This is a genomic window from Paenibacillus xylanivorans (assembly GCF_001280595.1).
Classification (GTDB): domain Bacteria; phylum Bacillota; class Bacilli; order Paenibacillales; family Paenibacillaceae; genus Paenibacillus; species Paenibacillus xylanivorans.
In genome coordinates, this window is record NZ_LITU01000053.1 from 413,711 (window position 1) to 434,675 (window position 20,965).

The following is a 20,965-nucleotide window of genomic DNA, read 5'->3' on the forward strand; positions in this document are numbered from 1 at the left end:
GCATTTTGTTTAATTCACTGACATGATGTTGAGTATTCGTACAATTGGAAACAAACAGGGACGCGAGTAATGTCGCGCCCCTGTTATTATTTTTTTCTTTTCTTTTTTAACTAAGGTTCGAGGGTATTTGAGAACTTTCGGGAGGTTACGCGATTAACCATATAAATACCGATCGACACGAACAGCAATGCGATCAGATTTTTTAGTTCCATAATCGTTTCTCCCAAAAACAACGCCGAGAGCAGTGTTCCAAACACAGGGATAAGGAAGTTATAAACGGATACTTTCCCCACTTTGTTGTATTTCAGCAGCAGATTCCACAAGCAAAATGCGGCTGACGAAAGTAAAACTAAATAAATCAAGATACCCGTTGATTCAAATGTAAAATGCGTAACCCTGCCGCCAAGCAGGAGGCCCAGTAGGGTGAGTGCCAGTCCGCCGACAAACAGGCTAACACCGGTAATAACCAGAACGTCGATCGAGCCAGTTAAGTGTTTTGCATAAATGGCCGTAATGGAAAAAATAAGAGCCGCAATAATAACGAAACCTTCACCTGTGAGAGAGAAGGAGAACTCCAGCAGATCAGAGTGGAAATTAACAATAATTACGCCAATAAATCCTAGCAAACAGCCGACTACTTTATTTTTGCTCAGTTTATCATTTTTGTATAGAAAATGAGCTAGAACAACACTGAAAAAGGTCGTTGTCGCATTCATAATCGAACCTTTGACACCTGTTATATTGGCTACACCTACATAAAAAAACATATACTGCAGACCCGTTTGGAACACGCCAAGCAATATTAAGCTTGAAAATTGTCGTCCAGACAGCTCAAATTTTCGTTTAGTAATGACACGAAACAAGAACAGGAGCAGTAATCCAGCTAAAACAAATCGATAACCCGCAAATACAAATTTTGATGGAATATCTTCTGGCAGGATGTCAAAAGCAATATATCCAAGCTTAATAAAAGGGTAGGCACTTCCCCATAACAAGCAACATATACTTGCAACTAGCGTTACAAATAAAGGGTCGCTAAATTTGATCGGTTTCTCCATTGCTTTTATTTCATTCACTTTCAATCTTCTCCTCGCATGATATGTAAATGTGTACGGGCTGATAGCACCTCACTGACCATATCACAAACTGCCAGTAGCTGTAACAAAAAAAATGAAATTCCATTTCATAACAAGAGAAGATCAGAGAGGGCATCAAATGAACGGATGTTTACCTGAATCTATTTTTTTGTATACCATGGTACATTTACCAACGAAATAAAAACAGAGCCAACCTAAAGGTTAGCTCTGCCATATTATGAGCAATGATCCTACAAGTACTACTTTCTTTCCAAGGTGAAGCCTTCTTTCTCCAGTAATGGAACGACACCTTGGTCGCCAAGCATATGCAGCATGCCAAGGACCACTATATACGTTTCTTTTTTATCGCTGTTCAGATAGCCTTTAATCTTCTCAGCCATGTCCACATTGCGGTCAGTCAGAAGGGCTTTGTGATATTCAGCATCCCAATCAGAAGAATTAGTATATTCATTTAATGCGTTATCATCGCCCTCAATCCACATTTTGGAAAGGTCATCGATTCCTCCATTTGGAGCAAGGGTGACCGGAGCAGAAGGGTCAACGGTTTGCAGCAACAGCTTTTCCTGCAGAGCGTCGGAGTAGTTGTTATTCGTTTGGAACTGGGAATCAATAGTTTCCAGCGAAACAACCGGTTTGTTTGCTTGATTGGCTTTATCGATCAGATACTGGTCAATCCCTATCTCTGATTGATATCCTTCATTTCCAACGATAATGCCCAGAATGTTTTGTTGAACGAACCATGGTTTAAAGCTATCGAAGCTGTTTTCCGGCAATCCGTTAGCTTTCAGTAATGCCGTAACCTTGTCATACGTATCTGGGGATATATGATCTTTCAGCGTCGTGCCGTCTTTATATATACCAAGGTCCAATATATGTTTTTGCAATTCTTCAGGAGCAATCTTGGACAAGTCAACTTCCACACCCAAGTAATCCGCAGCTTTCAACGCATTTTCAATCTCTGGACGAAGAGGGTACAGGCCTTCCTGTACATAATGAATGGAGCCAAGTAGATATACTGTGTTGCCTTTATGCTCTACTTTCCACAGGAAGCCTTGGCTTTCATCGGATTGATGCTTGGAAGTAAGGGATACCTGGCGCAGCGTTTGATTCCAGGCCACTTGATATCCTGCAGTTTCAGCGACAAAGCGTAGAGGCACATACGTTACATTCCGAATTTGCTTTGGCGCAGCATCCAAATCGACTGCTTGGCCATTTGCAATTGCATTCGTGCTGCCCACCTTGAGAGATAAGGAACGACCATCTTTGATACCCGTGACAGTACGTGTTGCTTTATCCCACTTTACATTGACATTCAGCTTCTCCAGTAAGAGACGAACGGGGACGAAAGTCACCCCTTGTTCTACGACCGCTGGGGACTGATTGAACTGGATTGCCTCACCATTTAGCGATATGGATAACGCTTTTTCTGCTGCATGAACGGAAGAAAGTCCAGAGGTAAGTAAACATAGGGACAGGATTGAAGCCGTGATTTTTTTCATCTGCATGTAAGCTCCTTATAGTGAATTAATAATAACTGCCGTTCCGCTGACAGCGACCATGAGCATTCCTTGACGCACAACTTCGTAATTCAGGTTGACACCGATTACGGCATTGGCACCCATCTGTGAGGCTTGCTGTGTCATTTCTTCAAATGCAGCATCTCTTGCTTCTTTTAGCTTGTTTTCATAGGTTCGAGAACGCCCGCCTACAAGATCTCTAAATGAAGCGAGAAAGTCTCTCCCCACATTCGCAGCGATGATGACTTCACCAGTTGCAACGCCGATATACTGCCTTACTGGGGAACCTTCAACAATTGCTGTTGTTGTAATAATCAAATCGTTTCCTCCTAAAACAAAATAGATTTGTCGCGGTTTCTCACTTCCAATGCTAACAGCGTTACTGAAACAGAGCCTAAACGCGTTGATGAACAATCGCTTAAGTTTGCTCAAGCTGTTTAGGTTCTGTTAATGTGAGTATGCTACTATGAAATGGGTGAAAACGATGACCAATCAAAATGATATTAAAATCGCAATTGTCGACGACGAACCCTCGATTGTCACCATGCTGCAAATGGTGCTTCGCAGGGCAGGGTTTCATCAGCTGTACGATGCTTCCACCTGTGCGGAAGCTCTCCATCTGGTACAGCGCGTTGCCCCGGATATCGTCCTGCTCGATATTACGCTCCCAGACGGGAGCGGTCTGGAGCTCTGCTCCAAGCTCCGTGAATACGGAAATCCGCATATTTTGTTTCTGACAGCTAAGGCATCCGATCTAGATGTGCTGAGGGGATTCGCCATGGGCGGGGATGATTATATTACCAAGCCCTTCAATCCTTTGGAGGTAGCTGCGAGAATACAGGCACGTATACGCCGTTTGGAGTCAGAAGCTCCAACTGCAAATCAGGTGAAACGTCCTGAACCGGGGATATACCGATTCGGTCGCTTCATCATCAACGAGGCGGAAGGGGAGTTACTCGTGGAGGGACAGCCCGTTCCTTGCCCTGCACAAGTCTTCCATCTGCTGCTGCACTTCTGCAAGTTTCCGGGGGTCGTATTTTCCAAAACACAGCTCTACGATCAGGTGTGGGGGATCAACGGACAGGGAGATGACTCGACGGTAATGGTACACATTCGGCGCATACGAGAGAAGATCGAGATCGATCCAGGGAATCCAAAGCTGCTGCTGACTGTACGTGGGCTCGGCTACAAGCTGTCAAAGGAGTTTCAGGAGCTATGAAGATACAACAGCGCATATCTTTCCACTTCACGTATCAATTGATCTTTTATGCCCTGATTATTCTGGCCATTACTCTCGTTGCTTGCATTATATTTTTTCAAAACACGACAAATAGTGAGCTGCGCCGGAACTTTCCGGTTGGCGCCTTGCAACTGATTGCTCAGGAAGCTTCTTCTAAGGACGGGACGATTCAGATTTCCCCCAAGTGGAATAAGCTCATTGAGGAAAAAGGAATGTGGATGCAGGTTGTAAATGCCGAAGGAGAGGTCATCTACAAAGTAAATACAAACTCGCATGATGAACTGTCGGCTTCGTATTCTGTTGCCCAACTTCTTGATATTCAGGAGACAAGGACACTTGGGACGTATGCCGTTCAAACTCATCTGAATTTTGCTTTTAATGTGCCGGTTCTGTACATCCTTGGATACCAAAATCCTGACCTTGACCAGCTCATGACCTGGTTTGACGCTTACGGGCAGCAGGGGATGGTATCTGGCGAAAAGGTTTCCTTTCTGGATCAGCAACTGCGTGAAACGGGCAGCTATCTGCAGGTAATCAACTCCGCGGGTCATACCGAGCAAGCTATCGGCGATGGAACATACTTGCAGAAGGGGTACCGTCCACTGGACATTTTGGCGATTCAGCAATCGCCGAGCAACTATGATACGAATATTGTCGCCCATCGTGACGAGCTCAGCGGAATGACCTGGATCCTTTATACGCCCAATCCAACGGGAGATCCTTTGAAACATCCGGCGATGGATACGGCAACGCGCGGACTCATATGGTTTGCAGGCCTAGCTCTGCTCTTGGCAGTACCCTTATCGATCTGGCATGGCTATCGTTACGGTCAGCCGCTTATTTTGTTCGCAGGCTGGTTTGAACGGATGGGTCGTGGGCAGTACGATCAGGTTCTCACCGCCAAGGACAAGCGCAAGATTTTCCGCCCCAATGGCACGATGCGAAACCGCTACAGGCTCTATAAGGAGGTCATTGAATCCTTCTATCGAATGGCTGATCAATTGGCCCAAACCGAGAAGGAGCGTGAGAGGCTGGAGAAAGAGCAAAGGGAGTGGATGTCAGGAATTTCGCATGATCTGCGCACGCCTCTGTCCACCATACAAGGTTATGGATATATGCTGGAGAGCTTACCGGAACAATGGAGCCAAGAGGAGATGCGAACCATGGGATCGACGATCCGGGAAAAGGGGGATTATATGCTTGAGCTGATCTCTGACTTTTCCATGATCCATCAACTCAAGCAAGGCGACTCAATGATGCAGCTTCGGAAGATCGATTTGGTAGAGTTGGTGCGCTGCTCCGTATTGAAGTACGTTAACGACGTTACCCTGTCTGAGTACCAGTTTCATTACGTCGGAGAGGATCGTCCTCTATGGGTTCAGGCTGATGAAACCTGGCTGCTGCGGTTAATGGATAACTTGCTTTCCAACGCAGTGAAGCATAACCCGTCAGGCGTGAATGTTACCGTCTCCATCGGCAGAATGAACGATAAGGCATGCATACGTGTATTGGATAATGGCAAAGGCATGGACGAGGAAACGTTGCAGCATTTGTTCAATCGCTATTATCGGGGAACGAATACAGAAGAATCAACGGCTGGCTCTGGACTCGGGATGAGCATCGCCAAAACGATCGTGGAAGCGCACGGCGGAGAAATCCATGTACAATCCAAAGTGTGGCAAGGTACAAAAATTGAGATTTTGTTACCCTGTTGAAATTTTAACCGTCCTGGGAAAATGCCATTACAGAAAAAGCAGCCCAACCTCATTTGAGGGCAGGTTGCTTTTTTGTTGGCTTCTACATCTGTGATACATAACATGCTGCACGACAGTAATCTGGTTGAGGAGAGCCATGTTTCTAAAGGATTAATATTATTTGAAATCAAAAAAGAACCTGGGTAATTATCCCAGGTTCTTCGATATTGTATATAAACAAACACAATGATATAATCAGATTACATTTCTTTTGATGTAGAAGACATAAATATCTTATCTTATATTTAAATCTTATCATGGCGGTAAACTCTTTGTCAAATGTTTTTTTTCTCAATTTATTGGTTAGGGGAGATACGGAATGAGTTCTTTGGTTATCGGATTTCAGGAAATGGAAAAATTGCAGCTTGCGCTCGTTGGTGGAAAAGGGTTAAATCTAGCGAAGTTATCAAAGATTGAAGGAGTACTGGTCCCCGAAGGATTTTGTGTTACAACCGTTGGATATCAAAAAGCCATTGAACAAAACGAAACGTATCATGAGTTGCTAGATCAATTAGCCTTGTTGAAAGTAGATGAACGAGAGCAAATTGGTGAAATCAGCAGAAAGATCAGGGAACTTATTATGGGCGTAGACATTCCTGCCGATGTTGAACAAGAAGTTGCTCACTATCTCTCCAAGTTTGGAGAAGGGCATGCGTATGCAGTGCGTTCCAGTGCGACCGCTGAAGATTTACCACATGCCTCTTTTGCTGGTCAACAAGACACGTACTTAAATATCATAGGGAAAGAAGAAATCATGCAGCATATTAGCAAATGCTGGGCTTCCCTGTTTACGGATCGCGCGGTAATCTATCGTATGCAAAATGGATTTGACCATGGTCAGGTGCATTTATCCGTTATCATTCAAAAGATGGTTTTCCCAACGGCTTCAGGAATTTTATTTACAGCTGATCCGGTTACGTCCAACCGGAAAGTGCTATCCATCGACGCCAGTTTTGGACTTGGTGAGGCGCTGGTGTCCGGCTTGGTATCGGCCGATTGTTATAAAGTACGGGATGGTGAAATTGTCGATAAGAGGATAGCCAGCAAAACGTTAGCCATCTATGGACGGAAAGATGGTGGGACGTATACACATCAGATCGATCCCGTTCTGCAGCAGACGCAAACACTTACTGAACAACAAATTTTAGAACTGGCAAGCATGGGAAGACAGATTGAAGCACATTTTGGTTTTCCACAGGATATCGAATGGTGTTTGGTGAATGATACGTTTTACATTGTTCAGAGTCGTCCAATCACTACTTTGTACCCGATTCCTGAAGCGAGTGACCAGGAAAATCATGTGTACCTGTCTGTGGGGCATCAACAAATGATGACTGATCCCATGAAACCCTTGGGCTTATCTTTCTTTCTATTAACGACTCCGGCACCCATGCGTATAGCTGGCGGAAGATTGTTTGTTGATGTTACGCCTAGGCTGGCTTCGCCTGTCATGAGAGAAACCATGGTAAATACCCTGGGGCAATCCGATCCGCTCATTAAGGACGCACTTACAACCATACTCAAGCGAGAGAATTTCATAAAATTGTTACCTGCTAATGAGTCAGCACCAAGTCCCCATACTAACAATAAAGGGAGCGCGTCTGCAGGTTTTCAAGCACATATTGAAAATGAATCGACTATCGTCACTGATTTGATTAAGAGCAATCAAGCCTCAATAGAAGAGTTAAAACGTAGCATCCAAAGGAAATCTGGATTGGATTTGTTTGATTTTATCCTTGAAGATCTCCAAGAATTGAAGAAATTTCTATCTGACCCACGAAGTTCAAATGTGTTTATGACTGCCATGAAGGCTTCAGCATGGATCAATGAAAATATAAAAGAGTGGTTGGGTGAGAAAAATGCAGCAGATACGCTCTCTCAATCTGTACCTAACAATATCACTTCGGAAATGGGTCTGGCGTTACTCGATGTTGCAGACGTGATTCGTCCGTATCCGGAAGTCATCGCTTATTTACAGCATGTGAAAGAGGATAACTTTTTGGATGAGCTGGTTAAGGTGGAGGGCGGACAGGAAACCCGAGACGCCATCCAGGATTATCTGGACAAATACGGAATGCGATGTGCCGGAGAGATTGATCTTACCAGAACCCGTTGGAGTGAAAAACCCATTACACTTGTGCCAATGATTCTGGGTAACATCAAGAACTTTAAACCTAATGCAAGCAAACGGAAATTTGAGCAAGGGCGACAGGAAGCGTTGAAGAAAGAACAGGAATTATTGGATCGATTGAAGCTATTGCCTGACGGTGAACAAAAAGTCCAGGAAACGAAACGAATGATCGACCTGGTTCGCAACTTCATCGGTTATCGGGAATATCCCAAATACGGCATGATCAATCGCTACTTCGTATACAAACAGGCTTTATTGAAAGAAGCCGAACGACTCGTACAAGCGGGCGTTATTAATGAAAAAGAGGATATATTCTATCTCACTTTTGAAGAACTTCGTGAAGTCGTACGCACCAATAAATTGGATGAAAAGATCATCACCAAACGGAAAGAAGATTACAGATTCTATGAAAAACTAACTCCACCTCGTGTGCTCACGTCTGATGGTGAAATCATTTCAGGGCAGTACCAACGTGAAAATCTGCCAGCCAATGCTATTGTAGGCCTGCCTGTTTCTGCCGGAGTCGTAGAGGGACGAGCACGTGTCATCTTCAATATTGAAGATGCTGATCTGGAAGATGGAGATATACTAGTCACCCCCTATACGGATCCCAGCTGGACACCCTTATTTGTATCTATTAAAGGTCTGGTCACTGAAGTGGGTGGATTGATGACCCATGGTGCAGTGATTGCACGTGAATATGGGTTGCCAGCCATTGTCGGAGTGGGGAATGCGACCCAACGAATAAAAGATGGGCAGCAAATTCGAGTACATGGAACAGAAGGGTACATCGAAATTTTGTAATGGTGCATGGATTAAAATTGTATAGTAAACGACCGTACATCAGACCTGATGTGCGGTCGTTTTTATTTTCAAAGCAACAACGGTTACTTATCGTACCCATCTAATTACTAATCAGAGCACTTAATTCTGCCGTAAAGACCTTTTCATTATTTTGATTAAAAGTAGTGAGTAATACGGTGACGATTCCACCATAATTCCTTTTTGGAGCTAAATCAATTACTTCTGCTAGAACACTGATCTTATCGTCTGGGAACACAGGTTTTATAAACTTTATGTTATTCATACCGGTTCCTGCTACAATGTCTTCTCCGTATTTCCCGAGTTCGACCCATAGTTTGAAGGACATACTCATCGTCTGCATACCTGAAGCAATGAGGCTGCCGAAGCGGCCTTCTTTGGCTTTTGCTTCATCTACATGCATATATTGCGGATCATAAGTTTTCGCAAAATCAATAATATCCTTCTTTGACAATTGGATAGAATCTGTTCTGTAGTACTCACCTATAACATAATCGTTAAATTTCATAGATGTACACCTCCAACTATACACTCTAACGGATAAGCCAAATTCTAGGCAAGCAGTGTCACCTGAAATATGTATCTTAATGTACTATTATAATCAATCGAGGTTGCATAAAACTATTCAATTTTTTAGTGCCAAATCAAGTATTTAGAAGGATCAGCATTAACCGACTGAGTAAAAATTTGATTATAATTCATATTGAATAGTATTGTGAATATAGAATTTTCAAAGATAATTTATATCCTATTTATATAAATTAGATAATCCTACATATGTTATTCGGGATTTGTGTATTTTCATTTTTGATAGTCCTTGCTACACTATTTTTATCGATAATGATAATCATTATTAGAGTATTGGAGATTATTTTATGGAGAAGGGTGGGCAGGGGATGCACCACAGAACAGAACTAAAGGAGTGGAAATAATGCAAGCTTCAACAGCTACATCTGGCGCTGAATTTAAGGCAGCCAAGAAAGATATTAAAGTATTTCCCATTGTTCTAGCTTTTTTGATGAGTGGGTTCATTGGCCTGTTCGGTGAAACGGCGTTAAACGTAGCGCTTACTGATTTGATGCAGATATTCAACATTGGGTCGGCGACCATTCAATGGTTGACAACAGGCTATTTGCTGACAATGGGGGTTCTCGTTCCGTTATCAGGCTTATTAATGCAACGTTTTACAACAAGACAGCTGTTCATGACATCACTTATATTTTCATGTCTCGGTGCTTTAATTGGAGCAGTTGCTTCAAGCTTCGGCGTGTTGATGGTATCGCGCATTATTCAAGCAGTCGGTACTGCGTTATTACTACCGCTTATGTTCAATACGATATTGCTTATTTTCCCGGTCGAGAAGCGTGGTGCAGCCATGGGTCTGGTTGGGCTCGTTATCATGTTCGCTCCTGCGGTCGGGCCGACAATTGCCGGACTGCTCATTGAAGCACTGAACTGGCATTATATTTTTTGGCTTTCATTCGTTTTTCTTGCCATCGCTCTTATCATTGGGATTTTCACGATGCAAAACGTTTCCGAAACGACCAAGCCGCGCATTGATTTACTGTCCATGCTACTGTCGACCCTCGGCTTCGGAGGTATCGTTTATGGTTTCAGTAGCGCTGGTGAAGGAGATGGGGGGTGGACCAGTTCTACTGTAGTCATATCTCTTGCAATCGGTCTTGTTGCTCTTATAATTTTCACGATTCGCCAGTTGAAAATATCCAATCCGTTGCTTGATCTGCGCGCTTTCAAGTACCCGATGTTTGCACTCGGAGCTCTTATGGTCGCACTTTGCATGATGGTCATATTGTCTTCGATGCTTGTACTGCCAATGTACTTGCAAGTAGGCCTTGCTTTCTCCACACTTAGTGCAGGTCTGATCCTGCTGCCAGCAAGTGCGTTGAACGGACTTTTGGCCCCCATTATGGGCAAGCTGTTCGACAAATATGGACCCAAATGGATCGTCCTTCCAGGGATTGTCTTGATAGCTGTGGCACTCTGGTTGTTCTCTGGAGTTACGATTGCTTCCTCGGTTGCCTTTATTATCACGGTTCATATTATTATGATGATCGGCGTTTCAATGATCATGATGCCTGCCCAGACGAATGGCCTCAACCAGCTCCCACCGCAGCTTTATCCGCACGGGACAGCAATCATTAATACGATGCAGCAAGTATTTGGCGCGATTGGTACGGCTGTTGCGGTCAGCGTGATGAGTAATGGACAAGCGAAATATATGAGTCAAGCCACCAATCCAAACGATCCTTCACTTATCCCGCTTTCCCTGACTGCCGGTGTACAGGACGCGTTCGTATTTGGCATGATCATTGCCATGGTTGGATTTGTACTTTCCCTTTTCATCAAAAGAGTAGTGGTCAATCGCCTGCATTAACAGGACAAAACATTGTCCACTAGAAAGTCGCTAATTTAGCGGCTTTTTTGTTTTTAAGTTAAGGTCCAGCATCGAAAAGAATAACTCGGTTCAATTTTCGCCCTTAAAAGGAGAATCCCCTACAATCCGTTTACTTATTCTAGGTGGGCAACTTCTCTAGAGGAAGGAATTCACCCCAATATATCGGAGTATCTCCTTAAAACAGATGATTTTAGTCCATGATTCTGAGTGCCATCGAATGTAGACCGTTTGATTTGCTTTTGTATACATAGACTCATTTAGAAAGAAGATATATCTTGATGATGAAACTTAAATTCACGGCTCTTTCTGACAACTTGGATAAATTCCCAGTAATAAAAGCATTGTCAAATTAAAAAAAATATGATATTTTCATATCTGTAACCGGTTACACATAGGAGTGAACGTTCATGACAACCATTAAAGATGTAGCTAATCTGGCTGGCGTTTCGGTAGCCACTGTATCAAGGGTCATTAATGAAAGAGGTTATGTTCATGCGGACACTCGCAAGAAAGTGGAGGAAGCGGTCAAGCAGCTTAACTTTTCTCCCAATGAAGTGGCACGCTCTTTATACAAACGCAAGTCCAAACTGATTGGCCTGCTGCTACCGGATATTGCAAACCCTTACTTTCCGCAGCTTGCACGCGGCGTTGAGGACCGGATGCAGGAACAGGAATTCAGACTGATTTTCGGAAATAGTGATGAGGACGAACAGAAGGAAAAGGATTACATCCAGACTTTTATCCAGAATAATGTGGTGGGCGTAATCTCTTCAACGAATTACCCTCATTCTTCAATATATGAAAACTTGAAGATCCCCGTGGTGTTTCTGGACAGGACGCCGCTGGACAGTCCCTCCGTATTTGCGGATGGCAGAGAGGGTGGGCGCCTGGCTGCGCGAGAGATCATCAAACGCGGAAGCCGCCGAATCACGGTCATGCAGGGACCGGCACATATCAAACCTGCGCAAGATCGTTTTGAAGGTGCAATCGAGAGCATACGTCAGGCCGGTCTGGATTACCGCGTAATCCAAACGACATCCTTTTCCTTTAACGATGTTGGCTTATGGGCGGATGAGCTTTTTAGCAAGTACGGTGATACGGATGGAGTCATTGCCAGTAATGACATCGCGGCTATGGCGGTACTGCACGAGGCATTGCGAATTGGAAAAAAAGTTCCGGAGGATATGCAGATTATCGGCTTCGACGATATTCCGATGAGCAGCCTGCTATCTCCCGGATTGTCGACCATTCGCCAACCGGCTTACGAGATGGGAAGGGAAGCTGCCGGGTTGCTTATCAAACTTGTGGAACAAGCTCCAATCGAAAATAAACACATACAGCTACCGGTCAGTTTCATTGAACGGGGCACAACAAGAAAGGTGAATTCAGATGGCTAAAATATGCGTAATTGGTAGCAGCTCCATGGATCTGGTTGTCACTTCCTCAAGACGGCCGGGGGCGGGTGAAACCGTCCTTGGCGACAGCTTCAAAACAGTGCCGGGTGGCAAAGGAGCAAATCAGGCAGTCGCTGCGGCAAGGCTGGGGGCCGATGTTACGATGATCGGTCGGGTAGGCGATGATGCTTTCGGTACGGCCATTTTAAATAATTTCAAAGCAAACGCTGTAAATACGCAGAATGTGAAACCGGTTACACATATGGAAAGCGGCACGGCTCATATCGTGCTGGCAGAAGGTGATAATAGTATTGTGGTCGTTGAAGCGGCAAATCGCGAAGTTACACCAGCCTATGTGGATGAGGCAGCAGAAGTGATCCAACGTGCTGATATCGTGCTAATTCAGCAGGAGATTCCGGAGGAAACCGTTGTTCGTGTCAGCGAGATTTGCGCCCAAAGCGGAACGCCCCTGTTGTTGAATCCAGCTCCAGCCAGAAAAGTACCAGATGAGGTCATTGACAAAGCCGCTTATATCACGCCGAATGAGCATGAGGCCGAGATATTGTTTCAGGGCATGACTCCGGCAGAGGCGCTGCGTAAATATCCAAACAAGTTGTTTATTACGGAGGGCAGCAACGGAGTTCGATACTTTGACGGAGAGCGGGAAATCGTTGTACCTACTTACAAAGTTGAGCCAGTGGATACAACGGGAGCGGGTGATACGTTTAACGCCGCATTCGCAGTGGCTCTGGCAGAAGGTAAACCGCTACAAGAGAGTATTCGATTCGCTAACCGGGCTGCTTCGCTATCGGTTACTAAGTTTGGGGCGCAAGGCGGCATGCCGATGCGGAGTGAAGTGGAGGAAAGTTTGAAATGAAGAAGCAGGGAATATTGAACAGTCATATCTCGAAAGTGCTGTCTGATCTGGGTCATACAGACAGGATTGTCGTTGCGGATGCTGGCCTTCCAGTTCCGGAAGGAGTACTCAAAATCGATTTGTCCCTGAAACTGGGGACACCGAGTTTTCAAGAGGTTGTGGAGCTTATTGCGGACGATATGGTTGTCGAGAAAGTGATTTTGGCAGCAGAGATCAAGGCAGGGAATCCAGAGGCTTTGCAGTTTATTACCGAGAAATTTGGCGATGAAGCCGTTGACGTTTCCATTAGTCATGAACAATTCAAGGCAATGACTCGGAATGCCAAAGTGGTCATTCGTACTGGCGAAGCAACGCCGTATGCCAATTGCATTTTACAATCGGGCGTCATTTTCGGTTAAAAGGAGGACGGCATTATGCATATTCAGATGCAAGACATATATAAAGCGTTTGGCACCAACCAAGTGCTGAGCGGGGTGGATTTCGAACTGAAGGAAGGCGAGGTTCATGCCCTGATGGGAGAGAACGGGGCTGGCAAATCCACGCTAATGAACATTTTGATCGGTCTTCATGGGCGGGATCAGGGAACCATCACCATTGACGGCAAAGAAACCTATTTTGTTAATCCGAAGGAAGCAGAGAAGATGGGACTTGCGTTTATCCACCAAGAGTTGAACGTTTGGCCGGAAATGACGGTGCTTGATAATCTCTTCATAGGTAAAGAAATAACTTCGTCTTTTGGGTTGCTGAACACAAGACAAATGAAAGCGCTTGCCGAAGAGCAGTTTGCCAAGCTATCCGTGCAAATTCCACTGGATCGTTCTGCTGGGGAATGCTCTGTCGGTCAGCAGCAAATGATTGAAATTGCCAAAGCACTGATGACTGACGCCAAAGTCATCATTATGGATGAGCCGACAGCGGCGCTTACGGAACGGGAGATACAGAAGTTGTTTGGCGTGATCGCTTCGCTCAAGAAAAACGGTGTGTCCATCGTATATATTTCACACCGGATGGAGGAAATTTTCACGATTTGTGACCGAATTACGATCATGCGTGACGGCAAAACGGTAGATACGAAGTCGATCCCGGAGACGAGTTTTGACGAAGTGGTGCGGAAGATGGTCGGACGTGAGCTTACGGAGCGGTACCCTGCACGAAATCCTTCGTATGGTGAAGTAGTTCTGGAGGTACGGGACGCAAGCAGCAAAGGGTTGTTCCAGAATATTAGCTTTACGGTGAGAGCAGGCGAAATCCTCGGGTTCTCCGGGTTGATGGGTTCTGGACGTACAGAGATCATGCGGGCTATCTTCGGTTTGGAACCTCTGGACGGTGGAGAAGTTATGATTCGAGGCAAAAAGGTTCACATTCGGAAACCAGCCGATGCGGTTAAACATGGAATTGGATTTATTACCGAAGACCGGAAGGATGAAGGCTTGGTATTAGATTTCTCCATTCGTGAGAACATGGCTTTACCAAATCTGTTCAGTTTCTCAAGTAAAGGATTCATCTTGACTCAGAAAGAACAGGAATTCGTCGATACGCTCATCAAACGTTTGCAAATCAAGACACAATCATCCGAAACAGCGGTACGAAACCTGTCAGGGGGTAACCAACAGAAGGTGGTTATCGCAAAATGGGTTGGCATTGGCCCAAGTGTGCTTATCCTGGATGAGCCGACACGTGGCGTGGATGTTGGAGCCAAACGGGAGATTTATCAGTTGATGAACGAGCTGACGGACCGCGGAGTTGCAATCATTATGGTATCTTCCGAGCTGCCTGAAGTGCTCGGCATGAGTGATCGAATCGCGGTTGTGCATGAGGGACGCATTAGCGGTGAACTGACAAAAGAAGAGGCAACACAGGAAAACATTATGACAATGGCTACAGGGGGACAATGATATGACAACTTTGCAGGAAAACCAATCCGCCAAAAGCGGCTTCCGCTTGACGAATCTGACACAGAAATTAGGTCCGCTGCTCGGGCTGATCATTCTGATTATCATCGTATCGGTATTGAATCCAAGCTTTTTGGAACCGCTTAATATTCTGAATTTATTGCGTCAGGTTTCGATTAACGCGCTGATTGCTTTTGGCATGACATTTGTCATTCTGACTGGCGGCATCGACTTGTCGGTGGGCTCTATACTGGCTCTATCCAGCGCCTTTGTAGCCAATATGATGCTGTCCGGTCTGGATCCGATTCTGTCGATCATTATCGGGGTTGCGCTCGGCGGTGTCATGGGTATGGTGAACGGGTTGATGATTACGAAGGGTAAGATGGCTCCGTTTATTGCTACATTGGCAACGATGACGGTGTTCCGGGGATTGACGCTGGTGTATACGAATGGTAACCCAATTACCGGGTTGGGCGACAGCCTGCTGTTCCAACTGTTCGGTCGTGGTTATCTGCTTGGCATCCCGGTGCCAGCGATCACAATGCTGATTACCTTTGTAATTCTGTGGATGATATTGCACAAAACGTCCTTCGGTCGTAAAACGTACGCGCTTGGTGGCAATGAGAAAGCATCCATTATCTCAGGTATTAAAGTTCACCGCGTAAAAATCATGATTTACTCCCTGGTAGGTATGCTTTCAGCGCTGGCAGGCGCAATTCTAACCTCCCGTCTGAATTCCGCGCAGCCAACAGCAGGTACTTCATATGAGCTGGATGCCATTGCTGCTGTAGTTCTCGGCGGAACAAGCCTATCAGGTGGTAGAGGACGGATCGTCGGTACATTGATCGGGGTCTTGATAATCGGCGTGTTGAACAATGGTTTGAACCTGCTCGGAGTGAACTCGTTTTATCAAATGGTTGTAAAAGGCGTCGTTATTGCCATCGCTGTCCTGTTGGACCGCAAGAAAACGGCTTAAGGAGAGAAGCGAACATGAAAAAACTAACCATATTGCTTGTAAGCGTAATGATGATCGTTCTGGCAGGATGTTCTCTGGAGCCTCCGGGCTGGGCCAAGCCTGACTCTGCCGGAAGCAATGGACAGAAAAAAATCGGCCTGTCGGTTTCCACGTTGAATAATCCCTTCTTTGTTTCCCTCAAAGACGGGGTTGTTGCAGAAGCCAAAAAACAAGGAATTCAAGTTATCGTGGTTGACGCTCAAAATGATTCGGCCAAACAAACCAATGATGTGGACGACCTGATTCAACAAGGTGTGGATGCCCTTCTGATTAACCCAGCGGATTCCGCGGCAATCTCTACGGCCGTTCAGTCTGCCAATAGCGTGGGCATTCCCGTGATTACACTGGACCGTTCAGCAGACAAAGGCGACGTGGCAGCATTGGTTGCATCCGATAACGTCAAGGGTGGACAAATGGCAGCGGAGTATTTCGTAGAACACCTTGGCGAGGGAGCGAAAGTGATTGAGCTTGAGGGTGTACCTGGAGCTTCTGCAACAAGAGAGCGGGGGAAAGGTTTCCACGAGGTTGCCGACCAAAAACTCGATGTCATTGCCAAGCAGTCTGCCGATTTCGATCGCTCCAAAGGGTTGAATGTAATGGAGAATCTGCTGCAGGGCAATCCTGACGTGCAGGCGGTATTTGCCCATAACGATGAAATGGCACTGGGCGCGATCGAAGCGATCCAAAGCTCTGGTAAAAACATCCCCGTGATTGGATTTGATGGCAACGATGATGCGATCAAATCCATTCAGGACGGCAAGCTGACGGCCACCGTCGCTCAGCAGCCGGTACTCATTGGCCAGCTTGCGGTACAAGCCGCTCTGGATGTGCTGGACGGCAAGCAGGTAGAGAAATCAATCCCGGCTGAATTGAAGCTGGTGACCAAGGAAAATGCAAACAACTAAATATCCTTGTAAATCCCGTTCTGGACAAAGCGCCAGAGCGGGATTTCCGCTTTTTATTCACTCGCTTCGGACGGGACCACAGTTACAGAATGACAACTTTACATTGCTGACTTTCACACATATTATGTAACAGAGCGAAAGAGTGAGCGGAATAAGAATCTCAGATATAAAGAGAGGTCTGCAAACATGGAAAACGTATCAACTGAAGTTAAAATGGAATCATTTCAAGCCTTTCAATCGACAATCCGCAAATCGGAAAACGCCCTGGCTAATATGTCTCAGAAAGGTAGTAACACTACCTTATTAGATAAACGCCTCAACGCTTTGTACATCGGCCTAGCCATGCTAGAAACTGCTTGGAATCATAAACCTGGTCACTACACCGAGGAAGATTTAACTGAAGCTCGCAATGTTTTGGCTGGTTTATTACCATTACTAGATAACATGTATGGTAAGTCAAAAACCGGTAGCCCTCAAAAAACGCTTATAGAAAGAAGAATTAAAGCATTTGAACTGGCGGTTCAGGCCATGGATGACGTTGTGAAAAAATAAATTGCCCAACAGTTGATGAGACCTTTCAAGCCGAACAACGAGGATGTGATGTAATTGTTGCTCAAGGAACGGAAGCAGGAGGGCATCGGGGTACTTTTGATGTATTCTCACGCCCGATGGGAGCTAATATTGTGACGATGGTCTTGTTCCTCAAACTTTAGATCGGGTTAGAATTCCTGTTATTGCAGATGGTGGAATTATGGATGGCAGCGGTCTTGTAGCTGCGCTTTCCTATGCCTACCCAGAATACTCTGATGCGCAGACCAGAAATGCTTCCTCTCGTTTAAACAATTCTGATTATATGACTCTTTGGGCAGGCTACAAGAATGCTGAAGCTAATCAAGAGGTACACGTTTGACCATACTTGCACTTCTTCAAGAACGTGAATGGTACGTGTGTGAGTTTTTAAAAAGATCCCAAAAAACCATCTCAATAATTGAGATGGTTTAATTTATTTTCATAATATGGTTTAAACATATTGACTCAATCATCAGAATAAACGGTTGCATTGAAACTTTCAGGCCCCAAGCGTACGTTACTCACATTGTAAATTGGATTATAGGAGAATGTGGCGTACGCTGAGTAGACAAGCTGCCCATTTCCAGGGGGGGGCACATTGAAATCCGAACCGGTAAAGCTCAATACGCAAGGACTGAAAAAGGGGTTGTCCAATACATTTGTAGTGGCCTTATAAACAAGCTGTTGGGAAATGCCTAATCCTCGGTATACTTCTATGACAAGATTCCCGTTAACAGGTAACTGATTTGCCGTAACTTCGATTATTCCCGAAAAAAAAGTCCGGACCCACATACCCGGGTTGCTGATCTGCAATCCAACCTGGGCAAACAATAGCGGGACACCATTCGTGAAGCTGGGAGTTAAAACATGCTGCCCATTGGAGCCTTGGGAAGTCCGTGCATCTAACGTTTTAACCATGAGATTTCCTCCTTCCGTATTTTCATAGAGTCCTATTAGCAATGAGTTAATCGTCGCTGTATGCAACCGCATTGAAGCATTCTGGCCCAACGCGGCTGGCTTGCTCTGATGGGGATGCCGGAACAAATGTCACAAAACAAGAATAGATAAGCTGCCCGGTAGGAGGAGGAGGCACATTGTAATCAGAACCATCGAAGCTTGCCAGTATGCTTCCCACAGAAGGAAATATGGGTTGGGAAACGACATAAATCGGCGTGCCTGTATAGGTCGATCCTCTGAAAATTTCAAACCGAACGGAAGATGGCTGTGAGGACAAATTTGCTACCGAAATCCGATAGGTTCCGTTGAACTGAGTGCGAATAATTAATCCTGGATTGACAATGTTCAGACCAAGAATACCCACCAAGGTAGGCGTATTTGGAGCGAGGGGGACATTAAGCGGACTAACACCGTTAGACCCGAGCGAAGTACGGGCGTCATGCGTACGAACCATAGCAATTCCTCCAATCTATAATTTTGTTATATCTTATGTAGCTAGTTTCAAAGAGTTGTCAGCTAAATGGTAATGATTTTCTATGATTTTGAAAACAACCCAACTATTATGGCTATTGGAAAAATACGAATCGAGGGACATGATACTATTGTTCCTTCAAAATTAACCTTATAGCTCTGCAACAAGGCGAGTTTCCCAATCGTGCACTTAAATGTATAATAATTATTCGAGGTGATGATGATGGCAAGATCCAAAGAATTTGAAGTTAATGAAGTATTAGATAAAGCAATACAATTGTTCTGGGCCCAAGGATATGAGAAAACTTCGATGCAGGATTTGGTTGAATATATGGGCATTCATCGAAGAAGTATCTATGATACCTTTGGGGATAAGCATGCTCTGTTTATGAAAGCTCTTGAACGATATGAAACGAAGCAGACCAACAAAATGAGCTTTTTGATCGATACACAAAAACCAATCAAAGAGATTATTCGGGCTTTGTTTGAGTCAACAATAAGAAATGAAGGACAACCTATAGGCTGTTTTCTTGTAAACTCAGGCGTGGAACTGGGCGTATTGGATCCTGAAGTTGCATCCTTGGTTAATGAGAGTTATTTGCGAACGGAGGAATTGTTGAGAAACCTTGTTCTGGAAGGCCAGCAAAAGGGTGAAATCAAGGCTGACGTTGACCCTGAAGTTATTTCACATTATTTAATGAATGCTTGGGTGGGGATACGAACGTTGGTTAAGACCACAACGGATCAGCAAAAATTAAAAAATATTATGGAAATGACACTATCCGTTTTAGATTGAAAGTGGAGTTATAATATGGCAGGCAAAGAGGGAGTTGTCTCCATGAAGGCTGGTTTGTTTTAGTGATACAGGTTCTTGTCCTCTTAACGTTATGGAGAACTTGTATCGCATGTCTGGAAAAACTCAAAGCCCCCGTTTCAACAACATTATCTATAAGGTAGAAAATAATTATTTACTGTTCGTTCTAGAAATGCTATTCTAAATAGCAAGTTAGATCTAACTGTTTTTTTTACATTATTAAGAACGATCGTTCTAAATTAATTTTGAAAGCTTATCTACACTAAAATTCATGTTAAGAAGGAGAAAATAGGATGAAATATACAGTTATTACGGGTGCAAGTTCAGGGATTGGATATGAGACAGCATTGGCGTTTGCTGCACGAGGCAAAAACTTAATCTTGGTCGCTAGAAGATTGGACAAATTAGAAGAACTTAAATCAGCAATTCAGAATATTGATGCTACTGTAAATGTTATTGTTCATACAAGTGATCTATCGGATACAAGTCAAGCATACACACTGTATAACACGCTTAAGGAATACCAAATTGAGACTTGGATTAACAATGCGGGGCTGGGTGAAGGATCTTTTGTAGCTGAACAGAATCTGGAAAAAGTTGAAACTATGCTGCGTGTGAACATCGAATCCTTGACGATCCTTTCCACACTATATGTGCGGGATTATGCAGACGTAGAGGGAACTCAGTTAATTAACGTTGCATCCGCACTCGGATATGCCATTGCTGTGGGAAGTGTTGCTTATTCGGCATCGAAATATTACGTTAGTGCCTTTACAGAAGGGCTTGCCAAAGAACTTGAAATAAAAGGTGCAAAACTAAAAGCAAAAGTCCTGGCTCCAGCTATAACGGAAACGGAATTCTTGAAGAAATCATTAGATACAGAAGAATTTGATTACAAAGCAAACATGTCTAAATACCACACCGCCAAAGAAATGGCAGGCTTCATGTTAGATCTATATGATAACAGCGAAGTCGTAGGGATTGTAGACCTGAACTACAATTTCAATCTGAGAAGTCCCATCTATCCAATCATTTCAGAATTGCATTAATATTTCACAAAACATGGCGTACAACTAAACCTTGTGCGCCATGT

Annotated in this window: 19 protein-coding genes and 1 pseudogene; 14 read left to right on the top strand and 6 right to left on the bottom strand. The window is 44.5% G+C overall.

What is annotated here, in order from left to right:
• Positions 1-110: 110 nt before the first annotated feature.
• The 3 genes from AMS66_RS11895 to AMS66_RS11905 form a co-directional block, all read right to left on the bottom strand.
• Positions 111-1,076 (bottom strand): DMT family transporter, encoded by a 966-nt coding sequence (locus AMS66_RS11895; protein ID WP_236703348.1) that lies wholly within the window; start codon positions 1,074-1,076, stop codon positions 111-113.
• 260 nt (positions 1,077-1,336) lie between these two features.
• A complete protein-coding gene (locus tag AMS66_RS11900) occupies positions 1,337-2,596 on the bottom strand; it encodes a TraB/GumN family protein (RefSeq protein WP_053780982.1) in 1,260 nt (419 codons plus the stop codon).
• 15 nt (positions 2,597-2,611) lie between these two features.
• Positions 2,612-2,932 carry a YbjQ family protein gene (locus AMS66_RS11905; RefSeq protein WP_053780983.1) on the bottom strand — a complete coding sequence of 107 codons (321 nt, stop codon included), beginning with the start codon at positions 2,930-2,932 and terminating at the stop codon, positions 2,612-2,614.
• Between the two features lie 148 nt (positions 2,933-3,080).
• On the opposite strand from AMS66_RS11905, the gene AMS66_RS11910 reads away from it, so the two are divergent.
• From AMS66_RS11910 to ppsA, 3 genes are all read left to right on the top strand, one after another.
• Entirely contained in the window at positions 3,081-3,833 is a 753-nt protein-coding gene (locus AMS66_RS11910) for a response regulator transcription factor (protein WP_236703349.1), read from the top strand.
• Positions 3,830-5,569, top strand: a complete 1,740-nt coding sequence (locus tag AMS66_RS11915) for a sensor histidine kinase (protein ID WP_053780984.1) — start codon at positions 3,830-3,832, stop codon at positions 5,567-5,569. The genes AMS66_RS11910 and AMS66_RS11915 overlap by 4 nt, the downstream gene beginning before the upstream one ends.
• A 358-nt stretch (positions 5,570-5,927) precedes the next feature.
• Complete coding sequence (ppsA, locus tag AMS66_RS11920) at positions 5,928-8,543, top strand: phosphoenolpyruvate synthase (RefSeq protein ID WP_053780985.1); 2,616 nt, start codon at positions 5,928-5,930, stop codon at positions 8,541-8,543.
• Between the two features lie 100 nt (positions 8,544-8,643).
• Here ppsA and AMS66_RS11925 read toward each other — a convergent pair whose 3' ends face one another.
• Positions 8,644-9,069 (bottom strand): MaoC family dehydratase, encoded by a 426-nt coding sequence (locus AMS66_RS11925; protein WP_053780986.1) that lies wholly within the window; start codon positions 9,067-9,069, stop codon positions 8,644-8,646.
• 423 nt (positions 9,070-9,492) lie between these two features.
• Between AMS66_RS11925 and AMS66_RS11930 the strand changes: the two genes are divergently transcribed.
• From AMS66_RS11930 to AMS66_RS33685, 9 genes and pseudogenes are all read left to right on the top strand, one after another.
• A complete protein-coding gene (locus AMS66_RS11930; protein WP_053780987.1) occupies positions 9,493-10,956 on the top strand; it encodes a DHA2 family efflux MFS transporter permease subunit in 1,464 nt (487 codons plus the stop codon).
• A gap of 428 nt (positions 10,957-11,384) precedes the next feature.
• A complete protein-coding gene (locus AMS66_RS11935; protein ID WP_053780988.1) occupies positions 11,385-12,374 on the top strand; it encodes a LacI family DNA-binding transcriptional regulator in 990 nt (329 codons plus the stop codon).
• A complete protein-coding gene (gene rbsK, locus AMS66_RS11940; protein ID WP_053780989.1) occupies positions 12,367-13,248 on the top strand; it encodes a ribokinase in 882 nt (293 codons plus the stop codon). Before AMS66_RS11935 ends, rbsK begins: the two co-directional genes overlap by 8 nt.
• The gene (rbsD, locus tag AMS66_RS11945) at positions 13,245-13,646 is read left to right on the top strand and encodes a D-ribose pyranase (protein ID WP_053780990.1); all 402 of its coding nucleotides are present in this window, start codon (positions 13,245-13,247) and stop codon (positions 13,644-13,646) included. Before rbsK ends, rbsD begins: the two co-directional genes overlap by 4 nt.
• A 15-nt stretch (positions 13,647-13,661) precedes the next feature.
• Positions 13,662-15,143 (top strand): sugar ABC transporter ATP-binding protein, encoded by a 1,482-nt coding sequence (locus tag AMS66_RS11950; RefSeq protein ID WP_053780991.1) that lies wholly within the window; start codon positions 13,662-13,664, stop codon positions 15,141-15,143.
• Position 15,144: 1 nt separating this feature from the next.
• Complete coding sequence (locus AMS66_RS11955; RefSeq protein WP_053780992.1) at positions 15,145-16,116, top strand: ABC transporter permease subunit; 972 nt, start codon at positions 15,145-15,147, stop codon at positions 16,114-16,116.
• Between the two features lie 14 nt (positions 16,117-16,130).
• Complete coding sequence (gene rbsB, locus AMS66_RS11960) at positions 16,131-17,060, top strand: ribose ABC transporter substrate-binding protein RbsB (RefSeq protein ID WP_053780993.1); 930 nt, start codon at positions 16,131-16,133, stop codon at positions 17,058-17,060.
• A 186-nt stretch (positions 17,061-17,246) separates the two neighbouring features.
• The gene (locus AMS66_RS11965; protein WP_053780994.1) at positions 17,247-17,612 is read left to right on the top strand and encodes a hypothetical protein; all 366 of its coding nucleotides are present in this window, start codon (positions 17,247-17,249) and stop codon (positions 17,610-17,612) included.
• 8 nt (positions 17,613-17,620) lie between these two features.
• Positions 17,621-17,844: pseudogene (locus AMS66_RS33685) on the top strand (nitronate monooxygenase); the annotation flags it as partial.
• A gap of 251 nt (positions 17,845-18,095) precedes the next feature.
• On the opposite strand, the gene AMS66_RS11970 reads toward AMS66_RS33685, so the two are convergent.
• Both AMS66_RS11970 and AMS66_RS11975 read right to left on the bottom strand, forming a co-directional pair.
• Positions 18,096-18,548 carry a hypothetical protein gene (locus AMS66_RS11970; protein ID WP_053780995.1) on the bottom strand — a complete coding sequence of 151 codons (453 nt, stop codon included), beginning with the start codon at positions 18,546-18,548 and terminating at the stop codon, positions 18,096-18,098.
• 46 nt (positions 18,549-18,594) lie between these two features.
• Positions 18,595-19,041, bottom strand: a complete 447-nt coding sequence (locus AMS66_RS11975; protein ID WP_053780996.1) for a hypothetical protein — start codon at positions 19,039-19,041, stop codon at positions 18,595-18,597.
• Positions 19,042-19,281: 240 nt separating this feature from the next.
• Between AMS66_RS11975 and AMS66_RS11980 the strand changes: the two genes are divergently transcribed.
• Positions 19,282-19,854 carry a TetR/AcrR family transcriptional regulator gene (locus AMS66_RS11980; protein ID WP_053780997.1) on the top strand — a complete coding sequence of 191 codons (573 nt, stop codon included), beginning with the start codon at positions 19,282-19,284 and terminating at the stop codon, positions 19,852-19,854.
• A 311-nt stretch (positions 19,855-20,165) separates the two neighbouring features.
• Complete coding sequence (locus AMS66_RS11985) at positions 20,166-20,921, top strand: SDR family NAD(P)-dependent oxidoreductase (protein ID WP_053780998.1); 756 nt, start codon at positions 20,166-20,168, stop codon at positions 20,919-20,921.
• The last annotated feature ends 44 nt before the right edge of the window (positions 20,922-20,965 follow it).